At 65.4% G+C, this 24,766-nt stretch carries 22 protein-coding genes; 7 read left to right on the top strand and 15 right to left on the bottom strand.

Annotated elements, in window-relative coordinates:
* Positions 1-23: 23 nt before the first annotated feature.
* From OIK44_RS16810 to OIK44_RS16770, 9 genes are all read right to left on the bottom strand, one after another.
* Positions 24-614, bottom strand: a complete 591-nt coding sequence (locus OIK44_RS16810; protein WP_273672304.1) for a prepilin peptidase — start codon at positions 612-614, stop codon at positions 24-26.
* A complete protein-coding gene (locus tag OIK44_RS16805) occupies positions 604-1,704 on the bottom strand; it encodes a phosphatase PAP2 family protein (RefSeq protein WP_273672303.1) in 1,101 nt (366 codons plus the stop codon). Before OIK44_RS16805 ends, OIK44_RS16810 begins: the two co-directional genes overlap by 11 nt.
* Positions 1,701-1,877: a Flp family type IVb pilin gene (locus OIK44_RS16800; protein WP_273672301.1), complete on the bottom strand. Its 177-nt coding sequence runs from the start codon at positions 1,875-1,877 to the stop codon at positions 1,701-1,703. Before OIK44_RS16800 ends, OIK44_RS16805 begins: the two co-directional genes overlap by 4 nt.
* Positions 1,878-1,969: 92 nt before the next feature.
* On the bottom strand, positions 1,970-2,140 hold the full coding sequence (locus OIK44_RS16795; RefSeq protein WP_273672300.1) for a Flp family type IVb pilin: 171 nt from the start codon (positions 2,138-2,140) through the stop codon (positions 1,970-1,972).
* Positions 2,141-2,637: 497 nt separating this feature from the next.
* On the bottom strand, positions 2,638-3,306 hold the full coding sequence (locus tag OIK44_RS16790; RefSeq protein WP_337587207.1) for a response regulator transcription factor: 669 nt from the start codon (positions 3,304-3,306) through the stop codon (positions 2,638-2,640).
* Between the two features lie 11 nt (positions 3,307-3,317).
* Positions 3,318-4,973 carry a sensor histidine kinase gene (locus OIK44_RS16785; RefSeq protein WP_273672298.1) on the bottom strand — a complete coding sequence of 552 codons (1,656 nt, stop codon included), beginning with the start codon at positions 4,971-4,973 and terminating at the stop codon, positions 3,318-3,320.
* A 284-nt stretch (positions 4,974-5,257) separates the two neighbouring features.
* Positions 5,258-6,238, bottom strand: coding sequence for a diguanylate cyclase (locus OIK44_RS16780; RefSeq protein ID WP_273672297.1), 981 nt, complete (start codon positions 6,236-6,238; stop codon positions 5,258-5,260).
* Positions 6,235-6,855, bottom strand: a complete 621-nt coding sequence (locus OIK44_RS16775; RefSeq protein ID WP_273672295.1) for a chemotaxis protein CheC — start codon at positions 6,853-6,855, stop codon at positions 6,235-6,237. Before OIK44_RS16775 ends, OIK44_RS16780 begins: the two co-directional genes overlap by 4 nt.
* Before the next feature lie 2 nt (positions 6,856-6,857).
* Positions 6,858-7,226, bottom strand: a complete 369-nt coding sequence (locus OIK44_RS16770) for a response regulator (RefSeq protein ID WP_273672293.1) — start codon at positions 7,224-7,226, stop codon at positions 6,858-6,860.
* Positions 7,227-7,418: 192 nt separating this feature from the next.
* Here OIK44_RS16770 and rpiA point away from each other — a divergent pair, with 192 nt between their 5' ends.
* Positions 7,419-8,096 (top strand): ribose-5-phosphate isomerase RpiA, encoded by a 678-nt coding sequence (gene rpiA, locus OIK44_RS16765; protein WP_273672292.1) that lies wholly within the window; start codon positions 7,419-7,421, stop codon positions 8,094-8,096.
* A 163-nt stretch (positions 8,097-8,259) separates the two neighbouring features.
* Here rpiA and OIK44_RS16760 read toward each other — a convergent pair whose 3' ends face one another.
* Both OIK44_RS16760 and argA read right to left on the bottom strand, forming a co-directional pair.
* Complete coding sequence (locus OIK44_RS16760) at positions 8,260-8,532, bottom strand: oxidative damage protection protein (protein ID WP_273672291.1); 273 nt, start codon at positions 8,530-8,532, stop codon at positions 8,260-8,262.
* A 32-nt stretch (positions 8,533-8,564) separates the two neighbouring features.
* Positions 8,565-9,875 (bottom strand): amino-acid N-acetyltransferase, encoded by a 1,311-nt coding sequence (argA, locus tag OIK44_RS16755; protein ID WP_273672289.1) that lies wholly within the window; start codon positions 9,873-9,875, stop codon positions 8,565-8,567.
* Positions 9,876-9,930: 55 nt separating this feature from the next.
* On the opposite strand from argA, the gene hrpA reads away from it, so the two are divergent.
* Positions 9,931-14,064, top strand: a complete 4,134-nt coding sequence (gene hrpA / locus OIK44_RS16750) for an ATP-dependent RNA helicase HrpA (RefSeq protein ID WP_273672287.1) — start codon at positions 9,931-9,933, stop codon at positions 14,062-14,064.
* Between the two features lie 60 nt (positions 14,065-14,124).
* Here the strand turns inward: hrpA and OIK44_RS16745 are convergent, their stop codons facing one another.
* Positions 14,125-14,604, bottom strand: a complete 480-nt coding sequence (locus tag OIK44_RS16745) for a PRC-barrel domain-containing protein (RefSeq protein WP_273672285.1) — start codon at positions 14,602-14,604, stop codon at positions 14,125-14,127.
* Positions 14,605-14,834: 230 nt separating this feature from the next.
* Here OIK44_RS16745 and OIK44_RS16740 point away from each other — a divergent pair, with 230 nt between their 5' ends.
* From OIK44_RS16740 to OIK44_RS16730, 3 genes are all read left to right on the top strand, one after another.
* Positions 14,835-15,992, top strand: a complete 1,158-nt coding sequence (locus OIK44_RS16740; RefSeq protein WP_273672283.1) for an extracellular catalytic domain type 1 short-chain-length polyhydroxyalkanoate depolymerase — start codon at positions 14,835-14,837, stop codon at positions 15,990-15,992.
* Between the two features lie 261 nt (positions 15,993-16,253).
* The gene (locus OIK44_RS16735) at positions 16,254-17,468 is read left to right on the top strand and encodes an MFS transporter (protein WP_273672282.1); all 1,215 of its coding nucleotides are present in this window, start codon (positions 16,254-16,256) and stop codon (positions 17,466-17,468) included.
* 84 nt (positions 17,469-17,552) lie between these two features.
* A complete protein-coding gene (locus OIK44_RS16730) occupies positions 17,553-19,658 on the top strand; it encodes a GNAT family N-acetyltransferase (RefSeq protein ID WP_273672281.1) in 2,106 nt (701 codons plus the stop codon).
* A 12-nt stretch (positions 19,659-19,670) separates the two neighbouring features.
* Here OIK44_RS16730 and OIK44_RS16725 read toward each other — a convergent pair whose 3' ends face one another.
* Complete coding sequence (locus OIK44_RS16725) at positions 19,671-20,930, bottom strand: putative Na+/H+ antiporter (protein WP_273672279.1); 1,260 nt, start codon at positions 20,928-20,930, stop codon at positions 19,671-19,673.
* Positions 20,931-21,111: 181 nt separating this feature from the next.
* Here OIK44_RS16725 and imuA point away from each other — a divergent pair, with 181 nt between their 5' ends.
* Together imuA and OIK44_RS16715 are read left to right on the top strand one after the other, a co-directional pair.
* A complete protein-coding gene (gene imuA, locus OIK44_RS16720) occupies positions 21,112-21,822 on the top strand; it encodes a translesion DNA synthesis-associated protein ImuA (RefSeq protein ID WP_273672278.1) in 711 nt (236 codons plus the stop codon).
* Positions 21,752-23,233, top strand: a complete 1,482-nt coding sequence (locus OIK44_RS16715; protein ID WP_273672277.1) for a Y-family DNA polymerase — start codon at positions 21,752-21,754, stop codon at positions 23,231-23,233. Before imuA ends, OIK44_RS16715 begins: the two co-directional genes overlap by 71 nt.
* A 56-nt stretch (positions 23,234-23,289) precedes the next feature.
* Here OIK44_RS16715 and OIK44_RS16710 read toward each other — a convergent pair whose 3' ends face one another.
* Together OIK44_RS16710 and OIK44_RS16705 are read right to left on the bottom strand one after the other, a co-directional pair.
* Positions 23,290-23,649, bottom strand: a complete 360-nt coding sequence (locus OIK44_RS16710) for a hypothetical protein (protein ID WP_273672276.1) — start codon at positions 23,647-23,649, stop codon at positions 23,290-23,292.
* Positions 23,650-23,757: 108 nt separating this feature from the next.
* Entirely contained in the window at positions 23,758-24,714 is a 957-nt protein-coding gene (locus OIK44_RS16705) for a sensor domain-containing diguanylate cyclase (protein WP_273672274.1), read from the bottom strand.
* Positions 24,715-24,766 lie beyond the last annotated feature (52 nt).

Here is a 24,766-nt window from a genome sequence, read left to right as displayed (position 1 = left end):
CAAGACTGGTGTGGGACGGATGTTCATGGCAGCAGGCTGGGCACGCGCAGGTAGCTCAGCAGCAGGTGCAGCAGGGTGCCGCAGGCGATGGCGATGGCATACGGCAGCTTGCCGCTGGCGGCGGCCGGCGCGTCGATGCCGCCGCCGGCGCCGGCCAGCGTGCGCACCAGCGCGTGCAGCATCATCTGGTAGGCATTCGCCAGCAGCGCCAGCAGGCGGCCGCTGCACAGCGCCGCCAGCAGGGCCAGCGCGCCGCCGGCCAGCAGGCTCCACAGCGCGGCGTCGAGCAGCGCCCGCGGGCCGAGGAAGGCGCCGACCATGGCCATCAGCTTGACGTCGCCGGCGCCCATCGCCCGCAGCAGATACATGGGCAGTAGCACGGCCAGGCCGGCGCCCAGGCCGGCCAGTCCGGCCAGCGCGCCCAGGCCGCCGAAGGGGGCGCGGAACAGGCCGGCGCCGGCCGGCGCCAGCGCGTGCAGCGCCAGCCCCGCCAGCGCGCCCAGCAGCACCAGGCGGTTCGGGATGCGCCGGCTGCGCACGTCGTGCCAGACGGCCGCGGCCAGCAGGGCGCCCAGCAGCAGGGCGGCGGACAGCGGGGCGAGGTTAGCGTTCACGGGACATGGCCCTCGTTCTCAGGTAGACGACGCCCGGCGGCAGCGCGGCCGGCCGCGCCTCGGCGCCGCGGCGTTCGGCCCGGGCCAGCAGCGCGCCGACGCCGCGCCACACGGCATAGGCGCCGGCCGCGCCGACATAGCCGTCGAGGGCGTAATGCCAGCCCAGGTGCACCGAGCCGACCATGATCAGCAGCGCGAACAGCGTCAGCGCGGCGCCGGCGCGGCGGTTCACGCGCCAGCCCCACAGCGCCAGCAGCACCGCCGTCGCCACATGCATGCTGGGCATGGCCGAGATGCCGAGGGAGGAGCTGTGGTCCTGGTAGCCGTTCCACAGCATCTGCTGGACGTTCAGCGCCCACACGGGCACGCTCTGGTTGCTGGCCTGCAGGTAATGCATCAGCGGCGCATAGGGGTCGTGGCCGGGGTACAGATAGCCGTAGAAGCAGGGGCCGACCGAGGACAGCAGCGTGGCCAGCACATTGCCCAGCAAGATCCACGACAACACGAAACTGAGCAGGAACTGCATGCGCAACTGCCGCTTGTCCATGCTGAGCGCCAGCCAGTACAAGATGGCGTAGACGAGGAAAAACCAGAAGTGGTAGGCGAAATTGATGATGGCCGTCACATAGGGGTGGCCGACGACGGTTTGCAGCCACAGCCAGGGGGCGACGCCGCCGTGCAGCGCCAGGTCCCAGTCGGCCAGGTGGCGGTCCCAGGCGTAGGGGTGCAGGACCGGCACGGCGGCCTTGAAGACGGTGAAGCTGGAGGCGAACAGGGGGAACAGCAGCAGCACCGGCAGGGCGTGCAGCAGGCGTTCGCGGCGCAGGTAGCGGCGCGAACTGGTGAACAGGAAGCGGGTCAGGTTGGCCGGGCGCACCAGCAGCATCACATAGATGGCGTAGCCGCACAGGGTGAACAGGGGGCCGATGAGGGTGCTGACGGCGAAGCCTTCCAGCATGTTGCCGGCCGAGCTGGCGGGAAACTGGCGGTGGACCAGGAAGGCGGCGGCGCCGTACAGCAGGACGATGCCGCTCAGCCAGCGGTGTTCATGCAGGGCCGACGCGAGCGTGGCGGGGGCGGCGGCGTTCATTGCAGGGCAAGGACGACCTGGTCCTTGACGAAGATAAACAGCAGTTTCAGCTCGCTGCCGACCGTGCCCACGGCGGCGACGATGACGACGGCGATGAGGCCGCCGAGCAGGGCGTATTCAATCGCGCTGACGGCGCTTGCGTCGTTGACAAACCGGGAGAGGAAGGATTTCACGGGGCACCTCTGCGATGGAAGACGGGTGTGGCGCTGCGCAGTGCGGCGGGGCCGGGTTTTGCCCGGATCGCCCCGCCGGACTGGCTGGCGCCTCAATTGGCCGCGGTCAGCTTGGTGCCGATGGTGGTGAACGTGGCTTTGAGCTGGGTGCCGACGATGGTGATGGCGCCGATGATGACGACGGCGATCAGGGCGGCGATCAGGCCGTATTCGATGGCGGTGACACCTTCTTCGTCGCGGATGAATTGTTTGATGGCGTTCATGATGTTTCCTTTGAGGTTGAGTACTACGGTTGAGAAAAACAGGTGCTGCTGTACCAGGCGACTCAGGGGCTTTTTCCCAGCGCCAGCAAGGCGATGATGCAGACTACGGCGACAAGGGCGGCCACCAGCGCGTACTGGTAAAACGCGGCGCGCGCTTTGCCCCGCATGAAACTCACTAGACCGGGCGGCAGATACTTGTCTAAACGCATGCTGGGCTCCGGGTGGTGGGCGGTGGGCCTTGTCGTCTCGGGCGGTTGTGACCGCAGCCGATGAGTTCACTATAGGCGCGCGGGTATTGATCTACATCAGAGAAACCTCCTGTTCTGGGAGGACAAATCTCCTCTTTTTGCGGGCGGGGGGCAGGGCAAATGTCCCGGTGCCGGCCGCTGCTGCGGCTTGGCGGGGAGGTGGCGGGGGGAAGGGGGCTGCGGCGATGTTTGCTGTGGCGCTACAAACGTATATTCGGTGCAATGTTGGCGGCGCCCAGGCGCCGGCCTTTACGCGCCCGGCGGATGCCGGGTCGCGTACACATACAGTTCCAGGCGGTTGCTCACGCCCAGCTTTTGGTAGATCGACGTCAGGTGGTTGCGCAAGGTGTGTTCCGAAATGAACAGGCGCTGCGCCAGCACGGCCGTCGGGGCACCGCTGCCTTCGACGATGGCGCCGATGATTTTCTTTTCCTTGGCCGTCAGCGCCGCCAGCTTGTCTTCGGACGGGGCGCGCGCCGGCGCCGTCATCAACTGCCCCAGCACCCGCCCCAGCATGTCGGGGTCCAGCCACAGCTCGCCGCCGTGCACCTTGACGATGGCTTGCAGCAGCAGCTCGGCCGGGGCGTCCTTGCTGACGATGCCGCGGGCGCCGCCGCGCACGGCCTGGGCCAGCGTGGCCTGGTCGCGCGAGCCGCTGAGCACCAGCACGCGGGCGGCGCCGGCCGCCAGCAGGGCCGGCAGGATGTCCAGCGAACAGGTGCCGCCCAGGTCGAGGTCGAGCACGATGACGTCCGGCGCCGCCGCGGCGATCTGCGCCAGCGCCTCCGCGCAGTCGCCGGCCGTGGCGACGACCTCCATGCGCGCGCCCTCGCCGTCGATGAGGCGCTCCAGACCCCACAGCATGGTCTTGTGGTCGTCGATCAGCATCACGCGTATCGTTGTGGTGTTCGGCATCATTGCTGGGCCCGTTAAATGGGAATCTCGATCTGCACGGAGGTGATGCCCTTGCTCGTCTGCACCACCCTGGCCCGCCCGCCCAGGGCGGCGGCCCGCTCGGCCATCGAGTTCGGCGTAAACGCGCCGACGGGGCCGTTCAGGCATTCATTGTCGATGCGTATGGACAGCGCGCCGTTGGCGCAGTTGAGCTCGACGGAGCCGCGGCGGGCGTCGCTGTGCTTGCGGATATTGCTCATGCCCTCGTTGACGATCTGGAACACCTCGGCCGCCAGGCGGTCGCTCATGTCGAGTTCGCCCGCGACGCCGAGGGCGATGTCGATGCCGTAGAACTCGCGGATTTGCGCGGCCTGGCGGCGCAGCGCGACCAGCAGCTCGGGCTCGCTTTGCACGAGGCCGTTCTTGAAGGTGCGGGCGAACTGGCGCAGGTCGCCGATGACCTGGGTGGCCATCGACAGCAGCCTGTCGAGGTCGCCGATGAGGGGATTGTCCGGCGCCGCCTTGTGGCGCAGCGCGCTGATGCCGTGGCGCAGGCCGATATAGGGCTGGATCGTGGTGTCGTGCAGGTCGCGGGCGATCTTTTCGCGCTCGCGCAGCGCCGCCTGCGAGGCCAGGCGGTCCAGCAGTTCGATGTTTTCGATGACGGGAAAGGCTTGCGCGCCGATGTGGCTGAGGAACAGCGCGTCGCTCTTGCTGAAGGCGTTCGCGGAGGCGACATAGATGCGGCCGGCGCCATTGCGCAGCGGCAAAGGCGCGCAAATGAAGGAGCGCGCCTCCAGCAGCTCGGCCAGGCTGGCGCCGGCGTCGTCGTCGCGCCGCAGCCAGCGTCCCAGGGTATTGTCGAGCACCCGCGTGGCGCCGTCCATGCCCGGCCACAGGGGCCGCGCGAACAGCACCACCTGCTCGGCGCCGAAGGCCAGCAGCGGCGCCGCCGCCTCGTCGCCGATGCGCGTCGCGTTGCTGGTCAGCCCCGCGTTCTGGCCCATCGCCGTGCGCAGCGACCAGGCGGCGGACTCGCTGTCGCGCATCAGCAGGATGCAGCTGCGCGCCTTGAAGAAGACCCGGGTCTTCTCCAGCACGGAGGCGATGGTGTGCTCGACGCCGAAGCGCGGGTTGGACAGCTGGCTGACGTCGCGCAGCAGGGCCAGGTGGCGTTTCTGCGCCACGGCCGAGCCGCCCCAGTAGGCGATCATGTAGCCGAGCGCCAGCAGGAAGGTGGTGCGCAGCAGCAGGCGCGACACCTCCGCCTCCGTGGCCGCCAGCAGCGCCGTCGCGGCGAACAGGCCGGCCGAGGCCAGCGTGATGCGGGCGCCCTCCTCGAAGCCCCATTGGAAGGACGCGGTCAGGATGGCGAAGAAGAAGAACAGGAAGTAGAGGTTGCCGCCGCCCGTGAAAAACACGATCAGCGCATACCAGAAAACGTCGAGCCAGTAGATCAGCATGTTTTGCGGCATGGCCTGCTCCAGCATCGCCAGCAGGTAGAGCACGACGCTGTGCAGCGTGTAGCCGGAGAACACCAGCCAGGTGAAGGCGCTTTGGCGGCCCATGGTTTCCGGGTCGATGAACAGGGTCAGCAGGGTCGACACGGATAGCAGCAGGCGCATCCGGCACACCATGGGCGCGTCGGCGGTGGCGGCGGCGTGGGGGCTGAGCTGGCTGTCGTAGTTCACAAGTTCTCCAGACAGTGTGGCTGTGCCGCCCGGGCGGGCGGCGTGGGCGCCGGCGCAAAACGCAGTCCGTGCCGGCACCGCTTTTTGTTATAAGACCCACAATGAGTCTTAGTCTACGCACACGTGGCGGCTCTGTCCATAGGAATAGCTGGGCCTTGTCGCGGCGTCGCCGCACTGTCGCGCCGGCGCGGAAAAAGGTGGACTTTTTAGCCCTGTTGAAAATCCGGCGGCGCGGCGCCGCCGCGGCTAGCATGCCGGAAGCCGGCCGGCCGGGCGCCAGCCGCTCAGACGGGCGGCTGGGCGGCGACGCGGTTGCGGCCGGCGCGCTTGGCCACGTACAGCGCGCGGTCGGCGGCGCCGATCAGCGCGGCCGCGTCGGCGCCCGCGGCCGCGGCGCCGTCCATGGTGGCGATGCCGATGCTGACCGTGATGTGCGGGTCGGCGCCGTCGTTGTGCGCGTGCGGCACGCCGAGCCCGCAGACGCCGGCGCGCATGGTTTCGGCCATGCCGAGCGCGGCGCCGCCCTCCGTCTCCGGCAGGATCACGGCGAACTCCTCGCCGCCATAGCGCGCCAGCAGGTCGCTGGGGCGCTGCAGCAGCGTCGCCAGCGCCGCCGCCACCTGGATCAGGCACTCGTCGCCGCGCTGGTGGCCGTAGTGGTCGTTATATGCCTTGAAATGGTCGATGTCGATCATCAGCAGCGACAGCGCGCTGCCGTTGCGCCGGGCGCGGCGCCATTCCTTTTCCATCGCCACGTCGAAATGGCGCCGGTTGGCGATGCCGGTCAAGCCGTCGGCGAAGGTTTGCGAGCGCAGCACCATGGTCTGCTCGCGCAGCAGCTTCTCGCGGCCGACGGCCATGCTGACGTCGTGCACCTGGATCAGGCAGTGGCGCGGCGCGCCGGCGACTTCGAGCGGCGTCACGGCGACGGCCTGCTGCATGCGCTCGTTGCGGGCCGCCGCCGCCGCCGTCGCATACAGGGCGAACGGCGCCTTGTTCAAGGTTTGCGACAGCAGCGAGGGGAAGTTGTCGCGCAGGGCCAGCGTGATGGCGGCGTCGATGCGGCGCCGGCGCAGCTCCGGGTAGAGGGTGAGGAAATCCTGGCCCATGACGGTGCCGGCCGCCAGGCCCGCGTGGCGCTCCATCCACAGATTCCACAGCACCACGCGGCGCGCGTCGTCGAGCGCGACGACGCCCAGGTCGACGGCGTCGAGTGCGCTGGCCAGCAAGGCCAGGCAGGCCGTCCGGCCGGGCTCGCCGGTCACGTCGGCCCCATCACTTTGGCCAGGTACTGGTCGACCTGCTCCTTCAAGTCGTGCAGGGCGGAGACGTCGAGCACGAAGGCGACATAGCCGTGGATCTGGTGCTTTTCCAGGATGAAATCGATATGCAGCATCAGCACGACGGTGTCGGCCTGGCCGCCGGACGAGGCGAGGATTTCCTCGCTGGTGCCGATGTGGTAGACCGGCAGCGAGCCGTGCAGTTCGCGGCCGAAGATGTTGGCCAGCGTGCCGACGCAGGAATTGAGGATGATGTTGCCGATCTCGCTCATCGCCTCCTGTTCCATCTCCGTCAGCTCCTGCAGCGGGATCGCCTCGCCGACCATCAGGCGGACGATTTCCAGGCTCTTCGCCTCGGGGAACATCAGGATCGCCTCGGTCTTGAAGGCGCCCTCGTAGTGCTGGCTGATGCCGCAGATGCGCTCGCCGTCGCGGTTGCCCAGCAGATGGGCCGCCTCGGCCCGGTTCAGGAAGCTGATCGAGGGCACCGACATCGTCACTTCCTCGTTGACGATTTCGCTCATCGCCGCGGCCGCGTGGCCGACGCCGATATTGAAAATCTCGACCAGCGCGTCGTTTTCCAGTTCGGTCAGGTTGAGCATGCTTACGGCTCCAGCGCGCCGATTAACTGGTGGATGCGGCTTTCCGTGATCGGTTTTTCCATGAAGCCGATGCCGAGCTCGGCGGCCCGGTTGCGGGTGGCGTTTTGCACATTCGCCGTGAGCAGGGAAATGTGGCTGTGCGGGCACAGCGCGCGCAACTGCTCGGCGGCGGCGACGCCGCCCATGCCGGGCATGTTGACGTCCATCAAAATCAGTACCGGCTGCAGCGCCGGCGCCTTCGCCAGCGCATCCTCGCCGGTGGCCGCCTCGACGACGGTCCAGTGCGGTTTGATGCTCAACACAAACTGATGCGCCATCAGGCGGGAAACGCGGCTGTCATCGACGATGAGGACGGTTTTACTATCGTTCATGTGCTTTTCCTGGGACGAGCTAAGCGGGCGACGATTCATTCTCGCACATTTTGTCCGGCGTTTCCGCGTAAATTGCGGCGCGCCGGGCGAGGCGCCATGCGGGGCGGCGCGGCATGGCGGCGCCGAAAAAACGGCGGCGGCGGGCGGCGATCCGCTAAAATACGCGCATTCCCCCATTTACCCCAAGAAGCCATGACCCAAGATGAATTGAAACAAGCTGTTGCGCGCGCCGCTATCGAGTATGTAGTCGACGGTGAGATTATAGGTGTGGGCACGGGCTCGACCGCCAACTTTTTCATTGATGAGTTGGCCAAGATCAAGCAGCGCATCCGCGGCGCCGTGGCCTCGTCCGAAGCGACGGCGGCGCGCCTGCGCGGCCACGGCATCGCCGTGTTCGACCTCAACGACGTGCCCTCGATTGCCGTCTACGTCGACGGCGCCGACGAAATCACGGCGGCCGGCGCGATGATCAAGGGCGGCGGCGCGGCGCTGACGCGCGAGAAGATCGTCGCCTCCGTGTCGGGCCAGTTCGTCTGCATCGCCGACGGCTCCAAGCTGGTCGAGACGCTGGGCCAATTCCCGCTGCCGGTCGAAGTGCTGCCGATGGCGCGCTCGGCCGTGTCGCGCCAGCTGGCGCAACTGGGCGGCGAACCGCGCCTGCGCCTGAAGGCCGGCAGCAGCGAGCCCTTCATCACCGACAATGGCGGCATGATCGTCGACGTGCTGGGCCTGGCGATCACCGACCCGGTCGCGCTGGAGCGCAGCATCAACCAGATCGTCGGCGTCATCGCCGTCGGCCTGTTCGCCAGCCGCGGCGCCGACGTCTGCCTGCTGGGCACGGCCGAAGGCGTGCGCACGTTGACCTTCTAAGCAAGGCCACAACGACACCAGCCGGGGACAGACCACGATTTTCGCGCAATACTTGCTCGGAAATCGTGGTCTGTCCCCGGCTGGCGCATCGGGGGTGGGGACAGACCACAATTTTCGTGCAATACTTGCTCGGAAATCGTGGTCTGTCCCCAGCTGGCGCGGCTTATTCCGTCGGCGGCACGTAGCCCATCGCGGCGTCGGCGCCGTCGCCGAAGAAGTGTTTTTCCATTTGCGTGGCCAGGTATTTGCGGGCCCGCGCGTCGGCCAGGTTCAGGCGGTTTTCATTGACCAGCATGGTCTGGTGCTTGAGCCAGGCGGCCCACGCTTCTTTCGACACGGTTTCGTAGATTTTCTTGCCCAGTTCGCCAGGGTAAGGCGGGAAATCCAGGCCTTCAGCGTCTTTGTTCAATTTGATGCAGTGAATTGTGCGGGCCATCTGTGCTCCTAGTGCGTTCAATGAAAGCGTGATTATAAAGTCTTAATCAGAACCTGGGATTTGCGCTGCCAGTTGTACATGTGCTGGCGGTCCTTCGGCAGGTCGTCGACGGTGGCGGGCACGAAGCCGCGTTTTTTGAACCAGTGCGCCGTGCGCGTGGTCAGGACGAACATCTTCGTGAAGCCGGCCGCGCGGGCGCGGTTTTCCATGTGTTTCAGGATGCGCTCGCCGTCGCCCTGGGCTTGCACTTCCGGGTTGACGGTCAGGCAAGCCATTTCCGCCATTTTTTGCGCCGGGAACGGGTACAGCGCGGCGCAGCCGAAGATGACGCCGTCATGTTCGATGACGGAGAAGTAGTCGATTTCCCGTTCGATCAGTTCGCGGCCGCGCTTGACCAGCGTGCCGTCGGCTTCCAGCGGTTCGATCAGTTTGATGATGCCGCCGACGTCTTCGATGCTGGCCTGGCGCAGGCTTTCCAGGTTGTCGTGGCTGATCATGGTGCCGACGCCGTCATGGGTGAACAGTTCCAGCAGGGCCGAGCCGTCGGTGGCGAAGGGCACGATGTGGGCGCGCGGCACGCCGTTGTTGCACGATTTGATCGCGTGTTGCAGGTAGAAGGCCGTGTCCTGCGGCAGGAAGCCCGCCTGCAGCACGGCTTCGGCCTGGTGCGAGGACAGTTCGCGGATTTCCACACCGGCCACGTCGCGCATCATCGGCGTTTCGCTGATGAACACCAGCTTGTCGGCGTGCAGGGCGATGGCCGCCGACACGGCGACGTCTTCCATCGTCAGGTTGAACGCCTCGCCGGTCGGCGAGAAGCCCAGCGGCGACAGCAGCACCAGCGCGTCGGCGGCGAGGATCTGGTGGATGGTTTCGGCGGCGATCTTGCGCACCACGCCCGTCAGTTCCAGGTCGTCGCCGTTGATGACGCCGAGCGGGCGGGCGGTGACGAAGTTGCCGGAAATGATACGGATGGCCGCGTGCGCCATCGGCGTGTTCGGCAAGCCCTGGCTGAAGGCGGCCTCGATGTCGAGGCGCAGTTCGCCGGCAGCCTCTTTCGCGCATTCGAGCGCGGCGGTGTCGGTGATGCGGATGCCGTTGGTGAAACGGCCCTCGACGTTGCGCAAGGCCAGTTGTTCGGCCACCTGCGGCCGGGAGCCGTGGACGATGACGACCTTGATGCCGAGCGCGTGCAGCAGCGACAGATCCTGCGCCAGCACCGGCAGCGCGCCGGCGGTGACGAGTTCACCTGGGAAGGCGACCACGAAGGTCTTGCCACGGAATGCGTGGATGTAGGGTGCGACCGAGCGCAGCCATTGGACGAATTGGGTAGGGTTTTCCATTAAGCGCATTATAATTCGCTGCGCGATGTCCGCGCCCAAATACCTGTAAAAAACAATGTCCCAAGCCAGCAATAAGCCTTCTTCCCCTTTCCAGATCCTGAAAACGCTCATCGAACCGGCGGGGCCGGCCGCGCCAGCCGCCGCGCCCGCGCGCGCGCCGCGCCCGCCGCGCCAGCCCCAGGCGGGGCAGGGCGAGGGGCAGCCCGCCGGCCGCGCGCCGCGCCCGCCACGGCCCGAGGGCCAGCCAGGCCAGCAAGGCCAGCCAGGCCAGCGCGCGCCGCGCCCGCCACGGGAGGCGCGCGAGCCGCGCGTGGCCGAGGCGCCGTTCCGCAATCCGCTGCCGGCCATCACCTATCCGGAGGATTTGCCGGTGTCGGGCCGGCGCGGCGAAATCGCCGCGGCCCTGCAGGCGAACCAGGTCATCATCGTGTGCGGCGAGACGGGGTCCGGCAAGACCACGCAGTTGCCGAAGATTTGCCTGGAGCTGGGGCGCGGCCAGAAGGGCTTGATCGGCCACACCCAGCCGCGGCGCATCGCCGCCTCGTCGACGGCCAAGCGCATCGCCCAGGAAATGGGCACGCCGCTGGGCGAGACGGTCGGCTTCAAGGTGCGGTTCGCCGACACCCTGACGCGCGGCGCCGCCGTCAAGCTGATGACCGACGGTATTTTGCTGGCCGAGACGCAAACCGATCCCTTGCTGAAAAGCTATGACACGATCATCATCGACGAGGCCCACGAACGCAGCCTGAACATCGATTTCCTGCTCGGCTATTTGAAGCAGTTGCTGCCGCGCCGGCCGGACTTGAAGATCATCATTACCTCGGCGACCATCGACGCCGAGCGCTTCGCCCGCCATTTCGGCACGCCGGAGAAGCCGGCGCCGGTCATCGAAGTGTCGGGCCGCCTGTACCAGGTCGAGGTGCGTTACCGGCCCGTCGAGCGCGACGCCGTGGCCATCGGCAACGCCGACGCCGCCAAGCCGGCGCCGAAGGCGGCCGCCGCGCGCGACAAGCGCGACCTGATGGACGCCGTCGTCGACGGGGTCGAGGAATTGTGCCGCCTCGGCTCCGGCGACGTGCTGGTGTTCCTGCCGGGCGAGCGCGAAATCCGCGACTGCGCCGAGGCGTTGCGCAAGCACCATCCGCCGCACGTGGAAATTCTGCCGCTGTTCGCCCGCCTGTCGGCCGAGGAGCAGGAGCGCGTGTTCAAGGTCAGCAACGCGCGCCGCATCGTGCTCGCCACCAACGTCGCGGAAACCTCGCTGACCGTGCCGGGCATCCGCTACGTCGTCGACGCCGGCCTGGCGCGCGTCAAGCGCTATAGCTACCGCAACAAGGTCGAGCAGTTGCAGGTCGAGCCGATCGCCCAGTCGGCGGCGAACCAGCGCGCCGGCCGTTGCGGCCGCGTCGCCGACGGCGTCTGCATCCGCCTGTACGAGGAGCAGGACTATCTGCTGCGGCCGAAGTTCACCGAGCCGGAGATCCTGCGCTCCTCGCTGGCTTCCGTGATCCTGCGCATGAAGTCGCTGCACCTGACCGACGTGGAAACCTTCCCCTTCATCGAGCCGCCGCTGGCGCGCGCGATCGCCGACGGCTACCAGTTGCTGCAGGAGCTGGGCGCCGTCGACGAGGTCAACCGCCTTACGCCGCTGGGCAACAAGCTGGCCAAGCTGCCGCTGGACCCGCGCGTCGGCCGCATGATCCTGGCCGCGCTCGACAACGTCTGCCTGACCGAGGTGCTGGTGATCGCCTCGGCGCTGTCGGTGCAAGACCCGCGCGACAGGCCGCTGGAGCACCAGCAGGCGGCCGACGAGGCGCACAAGAAATTCGCCGACGAGAAATCGGAGTTCCTCAGCTACCTCAAGATCTGGACGTGGTTCGAGGGCGCCATCGAGCACAAGAAAACCAACCGCCAACTGCAAGATAACTGCCGCGCGAATTTCCTCTCGCAACTGCGCCTGCGCGAGTGGCGCGACGTCCATTCGCAATTGCTGACCATCGTCAAGGAGCAGGGTTGGCGCCTGAACGAGGCCCCGGCCACCTACGAGAACCTGCACACGGCGCTGCTGACCGGGCTGCTCGGCAACATCGGCTTCAAGGCCGACGATGAACCGGGCGCCGGCTTCCTCGGCGCGCGCGGCATCAAGTTCCACGTCTGGCCCGGCTCCTCGCTGCTGAAGAAACCCGGCAAGTGGCTGATGGCGGCCGAGCTGGTCGACACGACGCGCCTGTACGCGCGCTGCGTCGCGCAGATCCAGCCGGAGTGGCTGGAAAAGGTCGGCGGCCACCTGCTGAAGAAATCCTGGGGCGAGCCGCGCTGGGAAAAGCGCACGGCCCAGGTCAGCGCGTCCGAGCGCGCCACGCTGTACGGCCTGGTCGTGTACGCGCAGCGGCGCATCAACTACGGCAACTTCAACCCGTCCGAGGCGCGCGAGATTTTCATCCGCGACGCCCTCGTCGGCGGCGAGTTCGACACGCGCGCGCCGTTCTTCGCGCACAACCACAAGCTGGTCAAGGAAATCGAAAACCTGGAGCACAAGTCGCGCCGCCTCGACGTGCTCGTCGACGACGAATTGATCGCCGCCTTCTACGACAAGCTGTTGCCGGCCGGGGTCTGCAACGGCGCCGGCTTCGAGAAGTGGCACAAGGACGCCACGGCGCAGGAACCGAAGCTGCTGTTCCTCAACCGCGACGAGTTGATGCGCCACGAGGCGGCCGGCGTGACCACCGAGCTGTTCCCGAAAATGATGGCGGTGACGGGGCTCGAAATGCAACTGAGCTACCACTTCGAGCCGGGCAGCCTGCGCGACGGCGTGACGCTGGCCGTGCCGCTGTTCGCGCTGAACCAGTTGCCGCGCGAGCGCTGCGAATGGCTGGTGCCGGGCATGCTGAAGGAAAAGGTGCATCTGCTGCTGAAATCGCTGCCGCAAAAGCTGCGCCGCCACTGCGTGCCGCTGCCCGACTACGCGGCGAAGTTCTGCGAACGCATGCACGAGACGGGCGTGTTCGGCCGCGGCGACCTGATCGACGCGGTCATCGCCGACGTGCGCGCGCAGACCAGCTTGAGCGTGCTGACGACCGATTTCAAACCGGAGACTTTGCCGGCGCATCACTTCATGAATTTCAAGGTCATCGACGAGCATGGCCGGCAATTGGACATGGGGCGCAACCTGGCCACCCTGCAGGCCGAGTTCGGCGGCCAGGCGCGCCAGAGTTTCCAGAAGATGGCCGAGGTGTCGACGCCGCCGGCCGGCGCCGTGCACGTGCCGGCCGTCGCCAAGGGGGCCGGCGCCGCCGCGGCCAAGGCCGGCAACACGGCCTCGGCGAACACGGTGGCGCAGCATATGGGCTTGAGCGGCTGGACTTTCGGCGAATTGCCGGAGCTGCTGGAAATCGTCCAGGGCAAGGTGACGTTGATCGGCTTCCCTGCGCTGGTCGACAAGCTGACGCATTGCGACCTGGAAGTGTTCGACGACCCGAACGTGGCCGCGCGCACGCACCGGGTCGGCCTGCGCCGCCTGTTTGCGCTGCAGATGAAGGACCAGCTGAAATACATCGAGAAAAGCATTCCCGGCCTGCAGCAGATGGGCATGCAGTTCATGGCGATGGGCTCGCAGGAAGAGTTGCGCGAGCAAATCATCCAGAAGGCGCTCGACATCGCCTGCCTGCAAGACCCGCTGCCGCTGGACGCCGCTGCGTTCGCCAAGCGCAAGGACGAGGGCAAGTCGCGTCTCGTGCTGCTGGTGAACGAGATCGCGCGCCTGCTGTCGCAGGTGCTCACCGAGTTCCACGGCTTGCCGAAGCGGCTGCAAGGCATCCCCGGCCCGGCCGCCGCCGACATGCAGGGCCAGTTGCAGGGCCTGGTCAACAAGCGCTTCCTGCTCGACAACGAGTATGGCCAGATCGCCCACTTCCCCCGCTACCTGAAGGCGATGAATGTGCGCCTTGAAAAACTGCGCGCCGACCCGGCCCGCGACGCCAAGCTGATGGCCGAATGGCAGCAGGCGGCGATGCTGTACCAGCGTTCCGCCAAGGACCGCCAGGCCGGCAAGAACACCGATCCGAAACTGACGGAATTCCGTTGGATGTTGGAGGAGTTGCGCGTGTCGCTGTTCGCCCAGGAGTTGCGCACGCCGATGCCGGTGTCGGCGAAGCGTCTGCAAAAGGTATGGGAATCGATGCAGCGCTAACCTTGGCTACGCCAGGGGCGGACCCGACGGGCGCGCCCCTGCTTCCAGGCCGGCGCCGCCTTAGCCTGCGATCCCGCCGGAACTGCCGGCCCCCGACGGCGAACGGCTGGCGCCCATCCCGGCGCCCGTCCTCGCCCCGGCGCCATAGAAGCGCTCGATTTCCTGGGTCCAGTCTTCGCTGCTCATGTCGGGCCAGTGATCCTTGTCGAAGCCCGGCGCGGTTTTCAATTGTTCCTTGTCGACGTCGAGCAGGAAGCGTTTGTTGACCGTGTCGAGCGTCAGGCTTTGCCACGGCACGGCAAACAGTTTTTCGCCCATGCCCAGAATGCCGCCGAAGGACAGCACCGCATACGCCACTTCGCCGGTGCGCATGTCGAGCATGATTTCCTTGATGTCGCCCAGATCCTCCTCCTTGTGGTTGTAGACATCGTCGCCGATCAGGGTGTTGGCGCCCATCAGCTCGGGGCCGGGGCCGCCGCTACTGCTGCCGGCGCTGCTGCGTTTATAGATGCCAAGCGTGTCGCGGTCCAGATAATTCATGTTGCTCTCCTTTGTCTCGATGCGCCCGGATGGGATGCGCCGGGCGGCGCGGTGAATACGGGTGCCAAAGCTCAGATTAAGCATTTGCCTCGCCCTGCGTTTGATGCGCCTCAATCGTGCCGGCGCGTGCTTTTTATGCGCGCCAGCGTACCGAGCGTTGCGGCGATTCGCGTTACCTTCGTCGTATCCACAGCGGACGCCAGGGGCGCAGCGATGCGATTGATGATGAGATGGATAGATTCGGGGCGCGCATGGTGAAGGCGGTCACGCAATGGCTGCGCGGTCTGGCGCGCGTCGCCAAGGCGCAGCGGCGCAGCGCCAACAAGCTGGTCAACAGCCTGTTGGCCGCGCCCGCGCCGCCGAAGGTCCGCGCGAAGTCCAGGCCGAAGCCGGCGGCCACGGCCGCCAAAGCCCGACCGACCGCTACGGCGCGCCCGCGCGCGGCGGCGCCGCCGCCGGGGAAATGGCTGTCCGGCTATTATTTGCCGCCGGAAGCGGGGCGCTTGCCGGTGCGGCGCCTGAGTTACTACCTGTACCTGCCCGCCAAGGCGCCATCGGCCGCGGTGCGGCTGCGGGGCATGCCGCTGGTCGTCATGCTGCATGGTTGCGGGCAGAGCGCGCCGGAGTTCGCGCAGGGCACGCGGATGAACCGCCTGGCGGAGCGCAAGGGCTATGCCGTGCTGTATCCGCAGCAGTCGCTTAGCGCGCACCGCCACCGTTGCTGGAAATGGTATGACAAGGCCACCCAGGAAGGCGGCGGCGACGTGCGCCTGATCGTCGGCGCCATCGAGCAGCTTGCGCAGCGTTACGCCATCGACCGCGGGCGTATTTATATAGGCGGCATCTCGGCCGGGGCCGGCATGGCGAATATCGTTGCACTCACGCATCCGCATTTGATCGCGGCCGTGGGCTTGCATTCGGGGCCGGTGTACGGCGCCTGCCACGGCGCGGTGGGCGCTTTGAAGGTGATGCGGCATGGCGCCAGCCAGCACATGGATGGCGCCATCGAAGCGGTGCTGGCGCGCAGCCCGGCGTTTCCGCCATTGCCGACGATCCTGATCCAGGGCGGGGCTGACAGGGTAGTGCGCCCGGTCAACCAGACCCAGTTGATGCGCCAGAGCCTGCTGCTAAACCGCCTGCATGGCGCGACGAGCGTATCGGACGAGGTGAAGCCGGCGGGGCGGGCCGGCAGCCGCAACCCGGCCAATGCGCAGCAGATCCGCGATTTTTACGTCGGCAAAAAGTTGCTGTTGCGGGTGGCCCGCATCGAGCGGCTGGAACACGCCTGGAGTGGCGGCGACGCCAGCCTGCCGTTCAATGCCAAGGCCGGCCCCGACGCCAGCAAGATGATGCTGGATTTCTTTTCCCTGCACCGGCGCGCCGTGTAAGGCGCCCGCCACGCCGCTTGCCCCGCCCCGCTCCATCCGCCTCCCGCCCGCAATGCGTCTCGCCGCCGTAGCAAGTGAGTCTGCGATATTGTCAAAGTGGTATTTGAGAGGTATTCAAAATTGCTGCAATAATGCGGGAAATGCCATAAAGTGGTATACAATTGGTACGCGTTATGGCACGCCGCTGTGCCAGGTGTGCGCCTGTTCGTCCGCTGCCTTGAGCGGAAAAACTGATGGGACTCTCAATTCACGGATCGAGCAATGCATATAAAAAAGCCTGGAAAACTCATCTATTTTTTTGTTTTTTTCGTCATCTATGAGCTGAACATCTATCTGTCGAACGACATGATCATGCCGGCCATGCTCATCGTGATCAAGGCCTACCAGGCGGAGCCGAAATACATCCCTTTGTCGCTGAGCCTATATCTGCTGGGCGGTAGCGCATTGCAGATTTTTCTCGGCCCGCTCGCCGACTATATTGGCAAGCGCAAATTGATGCTTATCGGAAATTCACTATTTCTACTGGCAACCTTGATGGTTCCCTTTTCGAGCACGATCGAACAATTCCTCGCCACCCGCTTCATTCAAGGCATGGGCTGCTGTTTCATCTTTATCGGCTACGCCATGATTCACGAGCTATTCGATGACATGCAAGCGATCAAGTTAATCAGCATCGTCACCAGCACCAGCATCCTGGCGCCGCTGGCCGGACCCATCATCGGCAGCGCAATTATCAGCTGGCTGGATTGGACTTTCATATTCTTCATCTCCGGTTTCCTGGGACTGGTTTCATTGATCGGCCTGTCGAAATATATGCCGAAAAATGAAATCAAGGCGGCCACGCTGGACCTGCCGTCCATCCGCAGCAGTTACGTAAAAATATTCACCAACCGGCGCTTTATGTTCGGGATATTTGTCGCCGGGCTGGCCACGGCGCCGCTGACGGCCTGGATCGGTTTTTCGCCGATTTTCATCATGCAAGACCTCGGCGCCTCATACCGGACGTACACCATACTTCAATGCACCATCCTGTCAGGTTACGTCCTGAGCAGCATCGCGATCCAAAAAATCGATCACGCCTATCCCATCGTCAACTTGCTGCGCATGGGCGGTTTGATCGCGGCGCTTGGCATGTTGGGCGCGGCGGCCAGCCGCGGCAACATCGATATATTTTCATTCTGTATGTTCATCTACTCCGTCGGTTTCGGCTTATTCAATGGCGCGCTGATACGTTGCTCCATCACGGCCACCGACGCGTCGCCGACGCTGGCGTCGGCGGCATTGAGCCTGCTCTATTGCATCTATCTCGCCATTTGGCTGCACATCTATAACCTGCTTTGCGGGAAATTCGGCTACACCCTGTCGACGTATGCCTTGCTCAATATTCCGGCCATCCTGGTCATTTTTTCTTGCCTGTTGATTTTTTCGAAAGGTATGCCGGCCAGGGGCGGAAAGGTCGCCGAGCTCAGTATTTGATATTGAATTGAAATTCCTGTTTTGTCGCTTGCTTTAATCACTTGCTATTTTGAATAAACTTTTCTGAGGAAATGTGGTGCGTTCATGAAAATAGATGACCTGGCTTCTAAAATCGATCAAGCAAAAATCTTCAACCTTGAATATGAATTCCGTATCAATAAGCTGAAACTCGATTACATCCACCTGCAGAAGAGTTTGCCGCAGCCATCCTTGGCAGGCAGCCAAAACGGCGATCTGAGCGAGGCTTACAGGGCCGATGTGGAAGACTTCCGCCATTTTGTCCGCTTAAATTTCAACCATTTCGACGCGGCGAGCTGCTCCTCGCTCAGCTGCATCCCCACCCGCGGCATCGGCGACGAGGAAAAATTCATCCATAGAATCTGGATGGGCGGGGCCTTGCCGGCCATCGCCAGGGAGGCGATAGAGCAATGGGGCGCCGCCCTTGAGGAAGTGCAAAACAGCGGCGGCGCGCCCTATATTTCCATCCTGTGGGTCTGGGATGAAGCCCAACTCCGGCTCGATCCGCTGTTCAGCCCGACCGGCGGCGTCGGGAAATACGCGATTGGCCGCTACTCGATAGGCGGGAACGCCTTACACGTCAACTCCCTGCGCGACCTGGCGGACGACTTTGCCAAGGACCGCTTCGACGCCTTGAACGAATTGCACACGCAGCGCTATTTCGCCACGCTGTCCGACTATTTCCGCGTTCTCATACTGTGCGAGTACGGCGGTATTTACATGGATGTCGACACCATTCCGCACAAACCCGCGACGATTTTCCTGATGAAGCCGGAAGTTCCTGATTACTTCCATCTCGGCAGATCCGGCGAAACCGGACAGATCGGCACCTACCACGTCAGCTGGATGAATTTGTTCCTGGACGAGACTGGCATGATGGTCGCGAAAAAAAATGACGCTTCCTTGAAGAGGATGCTTGAGCATATCCATGCAAGGTATGCCGACATACCGAGGGCCATCCCGCATGGATGTCCGCAATTTGAATCGGGGCTGTTCGATGTGTTCTATGCGGAATGGAAGAAAAACATCGGCCTGACCTTCCTCAGCCATGACGATTTCTACCGGAATTATTCGGTTCTTTATGATGCAAGAAAAGAAAGCGTCGTCGGCGGCATCCGTGGCATGAGGTTATTGGTCGATATCATCACCGGTATTGACATACCGTTGAGCGAGCAAGAGCGGCAGGCTTACGCCCACTGTCTGGCCAGGCTGGAGGGGATAGCTTGGACACTGGACGATCCCTTGACGCTGGAAAACATTGTTGATGTGTTTTTTATCAATGAGGCGCCGAGAATGGCCTATCCCGCGCAACTGCGCGCCGAAATCGACCATTTCCACTACTACTCGGTGTTGTCGACCGATGCGGACCTGGACCGGGTGAATACGATATTTTGCCGGTATTTGATTGCGAGCAACTCCAAGAAGATTTCGGAAGGAAAATTTTGGCGGCCCACGGTTGGCCAGCACGCCGGCAAGGCGGCCGGGCTGGCCGCGTCGCCAGGGGCGGCGGCCGAGGAGCCGGCCGGCAGAGACGCGCCGGATGGCGCCAATGGCGGATTGCTGTCGCATGATCCGATCCGCAAGGTGGCGGGGCATGCTTTGAGCGAGGATGAGAAAAATCACATGGCAAAACTGATTTTCTCCACCAGTTACCTCGAATACTGCTCCGTTGGCAATAAATTGAATTTACAGTTTGTCGAGCTGCAAAGACGGCAGAATATCGACCAATATCTGGACTACATACAGGGCTTGCGCGACGGCGCGGATAACTTCATCGGTTTCTTCACCGCTGCAACCATGGATGAATTCAACGGCTGCAATGCGGTTTCCTACTACCGGGATGAGATGCGGGCGCTGGATGGGGCCTACGATGAATTTGTCCTGGCGAACTCGCGCGGCAGCGACTATTTTGTCAGCAGCCTGGCCCTCGACGAAAAATTCCAGGGCCGCGGCTTCTTCAATCAGATGCTGAACGAGATTAAAGACATGGCGCGGCACAGGCAATGCGGCAGAATCACCCTCACCGTGTGGGAGAAAAGCGCCGCGTACAGTATCTATCTCAAGAAAGGCTTTACCGTGTCGAATACCTTCGACTATGCCTTCCCCATCTTTTACGACAAGCTGCACTTCCTGGAGTACGACCTTGGGCAAGCCGCGTTCAGCCAGGAGTGAGGGCGCGTCCGCTTACAGGAAAAACGCCAGGGCCGCGACGGCCGTCGGCAGCAGCGCGCCGGCCAGCAAGCCCATCGCGCTGACCGATTCGTCCCTGAAGCCGCGCCGCAGCAGCGCCACGCCGGCCGGATTGGGCGCGTTGGCGATGACGGTCAGGCCGCCGCCGGCGACGGCGCCGGCCACCAGCATGTATTTCGCCTCGTCCGTCATGCCGGCGATGAGCGAGCCGAGGTAGGTGAGGGCGGCGTTGTCGGTGATCGCCGTCAGCCCCAGCGCGCCGAAGAATAGCGACACCGGCGGCAGGCTGGAGACGATGGGTTGCAACCACCATTGCTGCATGCCGCCCAGCACAACCAGGCCGGCCAGGAAGAAGCCGACCAGCAAGCCCTCCTTCAAGATCAAGGGGCTCTGGTAGCGCTGGTAGGCTTGCGCGAAGCCGAGAAACAGCAGGAACAGGCCGAGGAACAGCACCGGGTGGTGCGCCAGCGCGACGACGGCGGCCAGCACGCCCAGGTGGACGGCGGCGATCGGCCAGGGGATGGTCGCGGCCGGCTTGGTGTGCGGGCCGGCATCGTTGGCGGCGGCGCCGCGCAGGTGGGGGCGCAGCAGGAAGCTGATGCCGGTGGCGTTGGCCAGCACGGCGATGGCGGCCTTCCAGCCGAAATGGCTGGCCATGAAGGCGCTGTCCCACTGCCAGGTCGAGGCCACCATCAGCACCGGCGGCGCGGCATAGGAGGTGAGCGTGCCGCCGATCGACACGTTGACGAAGAGCACGCCGAGGGCGCCGTATTTGAGCGCTTCGGGTATGCCCGGCCGGAAGATTTGCGGCGCCAGCATCAGGGCGGCCAGCGTCATCGCGGCCGGTTCCGTGATCAGCGAGCCGGTCAGCGGCACCAGGGCCAGGCCGAGCCAGACCAGCGCCAGTTCGGTGCGCACCGGCAGCAGCCGGGCGATGCCGCCGAGCAAGCGCTGCATCGTCTCGAGCACGGGGCGCGAGGCCGCCACGACCATGACGACGAAGACGAACAGCGGCTCCGTGTATTGGCGCGACTCGGCGTAGTCGATGGCTTGGGCGCCGCCGTCGATGCCGGCCATGACGATGATCAGGATAAACGCCCAGAAACCGAAGACCACCTCGACTTCGCCCAGCAGATGGAACAGGCCGGCGTGGCGCGGGTGGCGGTGGGCCAGCACCTCAAACGATTTGGCGGCGAAGGTGTGCAGGAGCGCGAGGCCGAAGACAATGGCGCTGATCAGTTGCATGGTGCTCAAATGGGGCTTCCTCGCTGAACGGTAAATGGCCATCTTACACAGCCAGCCGGGGACAGACCACGATTTTCGAGAAATTGTTTCTCGAAAATCGTGGTCTGTCCCCGGCTGTGCAGATAAGCCTTGCCAAAAGCGGCGGCAAATAGTACTGTGTATTTGTACAGTATTTTTTGTTTGCGAATGTATGCCACGCTCAGACTTTCCTTCCGCGCCAGAAACGCTGCATCCGTCTTTGTGGCTGGCGTCGCAACTGGCGCACTCGGCGGCCCGTTGCGTCGACACGGGCTTCGCGGCGCTGTCGGCGCAACTGCCGGGCGGCGGCTGGCCCACCGGCGCCCTGGTCGATTTGTTGCTGCAGCAGCCGGGCAGCGGCGAAATGCGTTTGCTCGGCCCGGCGCTGGCGCGTCTGCCGAAGCTGCCCATCGTGTTGTTGCAGCCGCCCCATCCGCCGCAGGCGCTGGCGCTGGCCGCGCTCGGCCTGGCGCCGTCGCAATTGATCTGGCTACGCAGCGGCGGCAGCGGCGACGCGCTGTGGGCGGCCGAGAACGTGCTGCGCAGCGGTAGTTGCGCCGCCCTGCTGTTTTGGCATAACCATGCGCGCGGCGATGCCTTGCGCCGCCTGCATCTGGCCGCGCAGGGCGGTGACACGCTGTTTTGCATGTTGCGCCCGCTGGCGTCGGCGCAGGACGCGTCGCCGGCGCCGCTGCGGCTGTCGCTGCGCCCGGCCGCCGGCGGCATCGACATCGGCTTCGTGAAACGCCGGGGACCGCAGCGCGACGCGCCGCTGTTCCTGCCCCTGACCCCTTCTTCTGTATTGCAGCGCCATGCGTCTTTGGATCGGCCTTTACTTGCCCCGGCTTCCGCTCGAAGTGTTTTGCCCGAACTGGTCGGATGAGCAGTGCGCCGTCGTGCTCGAACATGAAAGGGCGGTGGCGCTGTCGCCGCAGGCGCGCGCGGCCGGCGTGCGCCTGGGCATGCGCCGCGGCGGCGTGCTGATGCTGGCGCCGCAGGCGCGTCTGCACGAGCGCGCGGCGGCGCGCGAGGCCGAGGCCCTGCAAGCGGTGGCGATGGCGCTGCTGCACTACACGCCGCTGGTGGCGGCGGCCGAGGAGGCCACGCTGCTGATGGATGTCGGCGCCAGCCTGCGCCTGTTCGGCGGCGTCCGCGCGCTGTGCCGGCGGATCGATGCCAGCGTGCGGGCGCTGGGTTTCTCGGCCGCGCTGGCGTGCGCGCCGACGGCGCGCGGCGCCTGGCTGCTGGCGCGCGCCGATGCCGGGCGGGCGTTGACGATGGCGTCGATGGCGCGGCGCCTGGACCGCCTGCCCGGCGCCCTGTTGCCGCCGGCGCGGCCCTATCTGGACTGGTTCGAGGGCATCGGCTGCCTGACGCTGGGGCAGATGCGCGGCTTGCCGCGGCCCGGCCTGCAGCGGCGCTGCGGCGGCGCGCTGCTCGCCATGCTCGACGGCGCGCACGGGCAGACGGCCGAGTTGTTCGAATGGATAGTCGCGCCGGCCAGCTTTCGCGCCCGGCTGGAGCTGTTCGACCGCGTCGAGAACGCCGACGCGCTGCTGTTCGGCGCGCGCCGCCTGCTGCTGCAAATGACGGGCTGGCTGTGCGCGCGGCAATGCGCGGTCGAGCGCGTCAGCCTGCTGCTAGAGCATGAGCGGGGCCGGGAGGCGCGGCCGCCGACGCTGCTCGACATTGCGCTGGCCGAGCCGACCTGGCGCGACGAACACCTGCTGCGCCTGCTCAGGGAGCGGCTGGCGCAACTGAGCCTGGCGGCGCCCGTCATCGGCCTGTGCCTGGAGGCGTTGCAGGTGCAGCCGATGGCGCCGGCCAGCGCGTCGCTGTTCCCCGAGCCGGGCGGCTCGCCGCAGGAGCGCCAGCGCCTGTTTGAATTGTTGGTGGCGCGGCTGGGGCCGGAGAATGTGCTGAAGGCGGCGCCGCGGGCCGACTACCGGCCGGAGGAGGCGAACGCCTGGGTGCCGCTGCGCGGCGGCGCCGGCGGCCCGGCGGCGCAGGCGCAACTGCCGGCGGACGTGCTCAGCATGCCGCGCCCCAGCTGGCTGCTGGCCAAGCCGGTCGCCCTGCTGATGCGCGGGCACCGGCCGTTTTACGGTTCGCCGCTGAAAATGGCGTCGGCGCCGGAGCGCATCGAGGCGGGCTGGTGGAGCCAGGCGCAGGCGCGCGACTACTTTATCGCCGAGGGGCAGGACCACGCCCATTACTGGGTCTACCGGGAGCGCATAGGCGGCGCCGGCGAGCAGGCCGAGCCGCGCTGGTATCTGCATGGCTTGTTCGGCTGAGCGTGGCGGATCGGTCTAGTCGAGCCCACGGTTTGAGGCCGCGGGCGGGGTGAGCATCAGGCGTCGTCGCCCTCGTCGAATTCGGCGGCCAGATCCTTCCAGCCCTTGCTGGCGGCGAAGGTGTTGAACTCTTCCGGCGCTTCGAGCACGATCAGTTTCTTGTCCTGCAGGCCGAGGTCGCCGTGACCGAAGTCCGGGCCGACGTAGCCGAGGCTGCGCAGGCGCGTCAGGATCTGGCCGACCAGGGTGCGGTCCTTGTACGCGCCGCTGTCGAGGGCGGCGCTAAAGTCGATGTAGACGTCGATGACGCCGTAGCCTTCGTCGAAAATGCGGATCGCTTTGATGTCGTGGGCGCGGCCGGCGCCGTCGGTGGCCTTGAAGGGGCCGCTCAGTTGGATATCGGTGTCAGTATTCATCCTATTAGCATACACCAAAATACCGGGCGGCCACAGGGCGCTTGAAGCTGGGGACAGACCACGATTTTCAAGAAATAATTTCTTGAAAATCGTGGTCTGTCCCCGGCTTCAGCGCGAGGCGACGTTGCGGCCCTTCGCCTTGGCGCGGTATAGCGCGCGGTCGGCCTGTTCGTAGAATTCGCTTTGGCCGAGCGCGGCGTTGGCGGGAATGAAGACCAGGCCCAGCGATAGCGTCACCTGGCCGAACGGCGGGTTGGCGTCATGCCGGATGTCCGCCTCCAGCACGCGGCGGCGCATGGCGTCGGCCAGGGACATGCTTTCGTCGGCGCCGCTGCTGGCGAACAGGCAGGCGAACTCGTCGCCGCCGATGCGAAAGCACAGGTCGCCCGGCCGGTTTAGCGTCGCGCGCATGGCCCGCGCCACGGCAATGAGCACCTGGTCGCCCTGCGGGTGGCCGTATTGGTCGTTGTAGTCCTTGAAACGGTCCACGTCGGCCAGCAACAGCGTCAGCACGCGCTGGTCGCGGTGGGCGCGCTTTTGCTCCTCGACGAAGCGCATATTGAAGTAGCGGCGGTTTTTCAGGCCGGTCAGTTCGTCGGTGACGCTGTCGAGGCGGGCGTCCCTGGCGTCGCTGATATCGGTGGACACGGCGCAGGTGCCGTTGACCCGGCCTTCCGCGTCGAACAGGGGGAATTTGACGGTCGCGTAGGTGTGCAGGGTTTTGTCGGCGTGGAACACTGATTCTTCTTCGCAGATGGCGCGGCGCTCTTGCGCGGCGCGCTGGTCGTTGCGCCACAGTTGTTCGGCGATGGCGGCCGGGAACAGGTCGAACACGCTGCGGCCGACGAAGTTGGCCGGGTCATAACCGTCGAGTACGCTGAAATGGCGGTTCGCCATCGTCACCGTTCCCTGCAGGTCTTTGGTGGAAATGAGCAGGGGGGCGTGTTCCAGCAGCGAGCGGAACAGGCGCTCCGATTCGCGCAACTGGGCCAGCTCCAGGCGCAAGCTGGCGTTTTCGTCTGCCAGCGCGCTGGCGTCGGTGGGTCTCGCGATGTCGGACGGCATGCGCGTTTTCCAAGGGCGGTGTGAGGAAAACATAATATACACCAGTAGCGGC

This window comes from Janthinobacterium fluminis (genome assembly GCF_028595325.1).
GTDB classification, from domain to species: Bacteria; Pseudomonadota; Gammaproteobacteria; order Burkholderiales; family Burkholderiaceae_D; genus Janthinobacterium; species Janthinobacterium fluminis.
Note: the sequence above shows the minus strand (reverse complement) of the source record. Positions and strands in the feature narration are given on the sequence as shown.

Bases quoted from the DNA above. Each gene is read 5' to 3' on its own strand.
- OIK44_RS16805 (WP_273672303.1), bottom strand. From the start codon at position 1,704: ATGAACGCCGCCGCCCCCGCCACGCTCGCGTCGGCCCTGCATGAACAC.
- OIK44_RS16795 (WP_273672300.1), bottom strand. From the start codon at position 2,140: ATGAACGCCATCAAACAATTCATCCGCGACGAAGAAGGTGTCACCGCC.
- OIK44_RS16790 (WP_337587207.1), bottom strand. From the start codon at position 3,306: ATGATGCCGAACACCACAACGATACGCGTGATGCTGATCGACGACCAC.
- OIK44_RS16775 (WP_273672295.1), bottom strand. From the start codon at position 6,855: ATGCTCAACCTGACCGAACTGGAAAACGACGCGCTGGTCGAGATTTTC.
- OIK44_RS16770 (WP_273672293.1), bottom strand. From the start codon at position 7,226: ATGAACGATAGTAAAACCGTCCTCATCGTCGATGACAGCCGCGTTTCC.
- rpiA (WP_273672292.1), top strand. From the start codon at position 7,419: ATGACCCAAGATGAATTGAAACAAGCTGTTGCGCGCGCCGCTATCGAG.
- OIK44_RS16760 (WP_273672291.1), bottom strand. From the start codon at position 8,532: ATGGCCCGCACAATTCACTGCATCAAATTGAACAAAGACGCTGAAGGC.
- argA (WP_273672289.1), bottom strand. From the start codon at position 9,875: ATGGAAAACCCTACCCAATTCGTCCAATGGCTGCGCTCGGTCGCACCC.
- hrpA (WP_273672287.1), top strand. From the start codon at position 9,931: ATGTCCCAAGCCAGCAATAAGCCTTCTTCCCCTTTCCAGATCCTGAAA.
- OIK44_RS16745 (WP_273672285.1), bottom strand. From the start codon at position 14,604: ATGAATTATCTGGACCGCGACACGCTTGGCATCTATAAACGCAGCAGC.
- OIK44_RS16740 (WP_273672283.1), top strand. From the start codon at position 14,835: ATGGATAGATTCGGGGCGCGCATGGTGAAGGCGGTCACGCAATGGCTG.
- OIK44_RS16735 (WP_273672282.1), top strand. From the start codon at position 16,254: ATGCATATAAAAAAGCCTGGAAAACTCATCTATTTTTTTGTTTTTTTC.
- OIK44_RS16730 (WP_273672281.1), top strand. From the start codon at position 17,553: ATGAAAATAGATGACCTGGCTTCTAAAATCGATCAAGCAAAAATCTTC.
- imuA (WP_273672278.1), top strand. From the start codon at position 21,112: ATGCCACGCTCAGACTTTCCTTCCGCGCCAGAAACGCTGCATCCGTCT.
- OIK44_RS16715 (WP_273672277.1), top strand. From the start codon at position 21,752: ATGCGTCTTTGGATCGGCCTTTACTTGCCCCGGCTTCCGCTCGAAGTG.
- OIK44_RS16710 (WP_273672276.1), bottom strand. From the start codon at position 23,649: ATGAATACTGACACCGATATCCAACTGAGCGGCCCCTTCAAGGCCACC.
- OIK44_RS16705 (WP_273672274.1), bottom strand. From the start codon at position 24,714: ATGCCGTCCGACATCGCGAGACCCACCGACGCCAGCGCGCTGGCAGAC.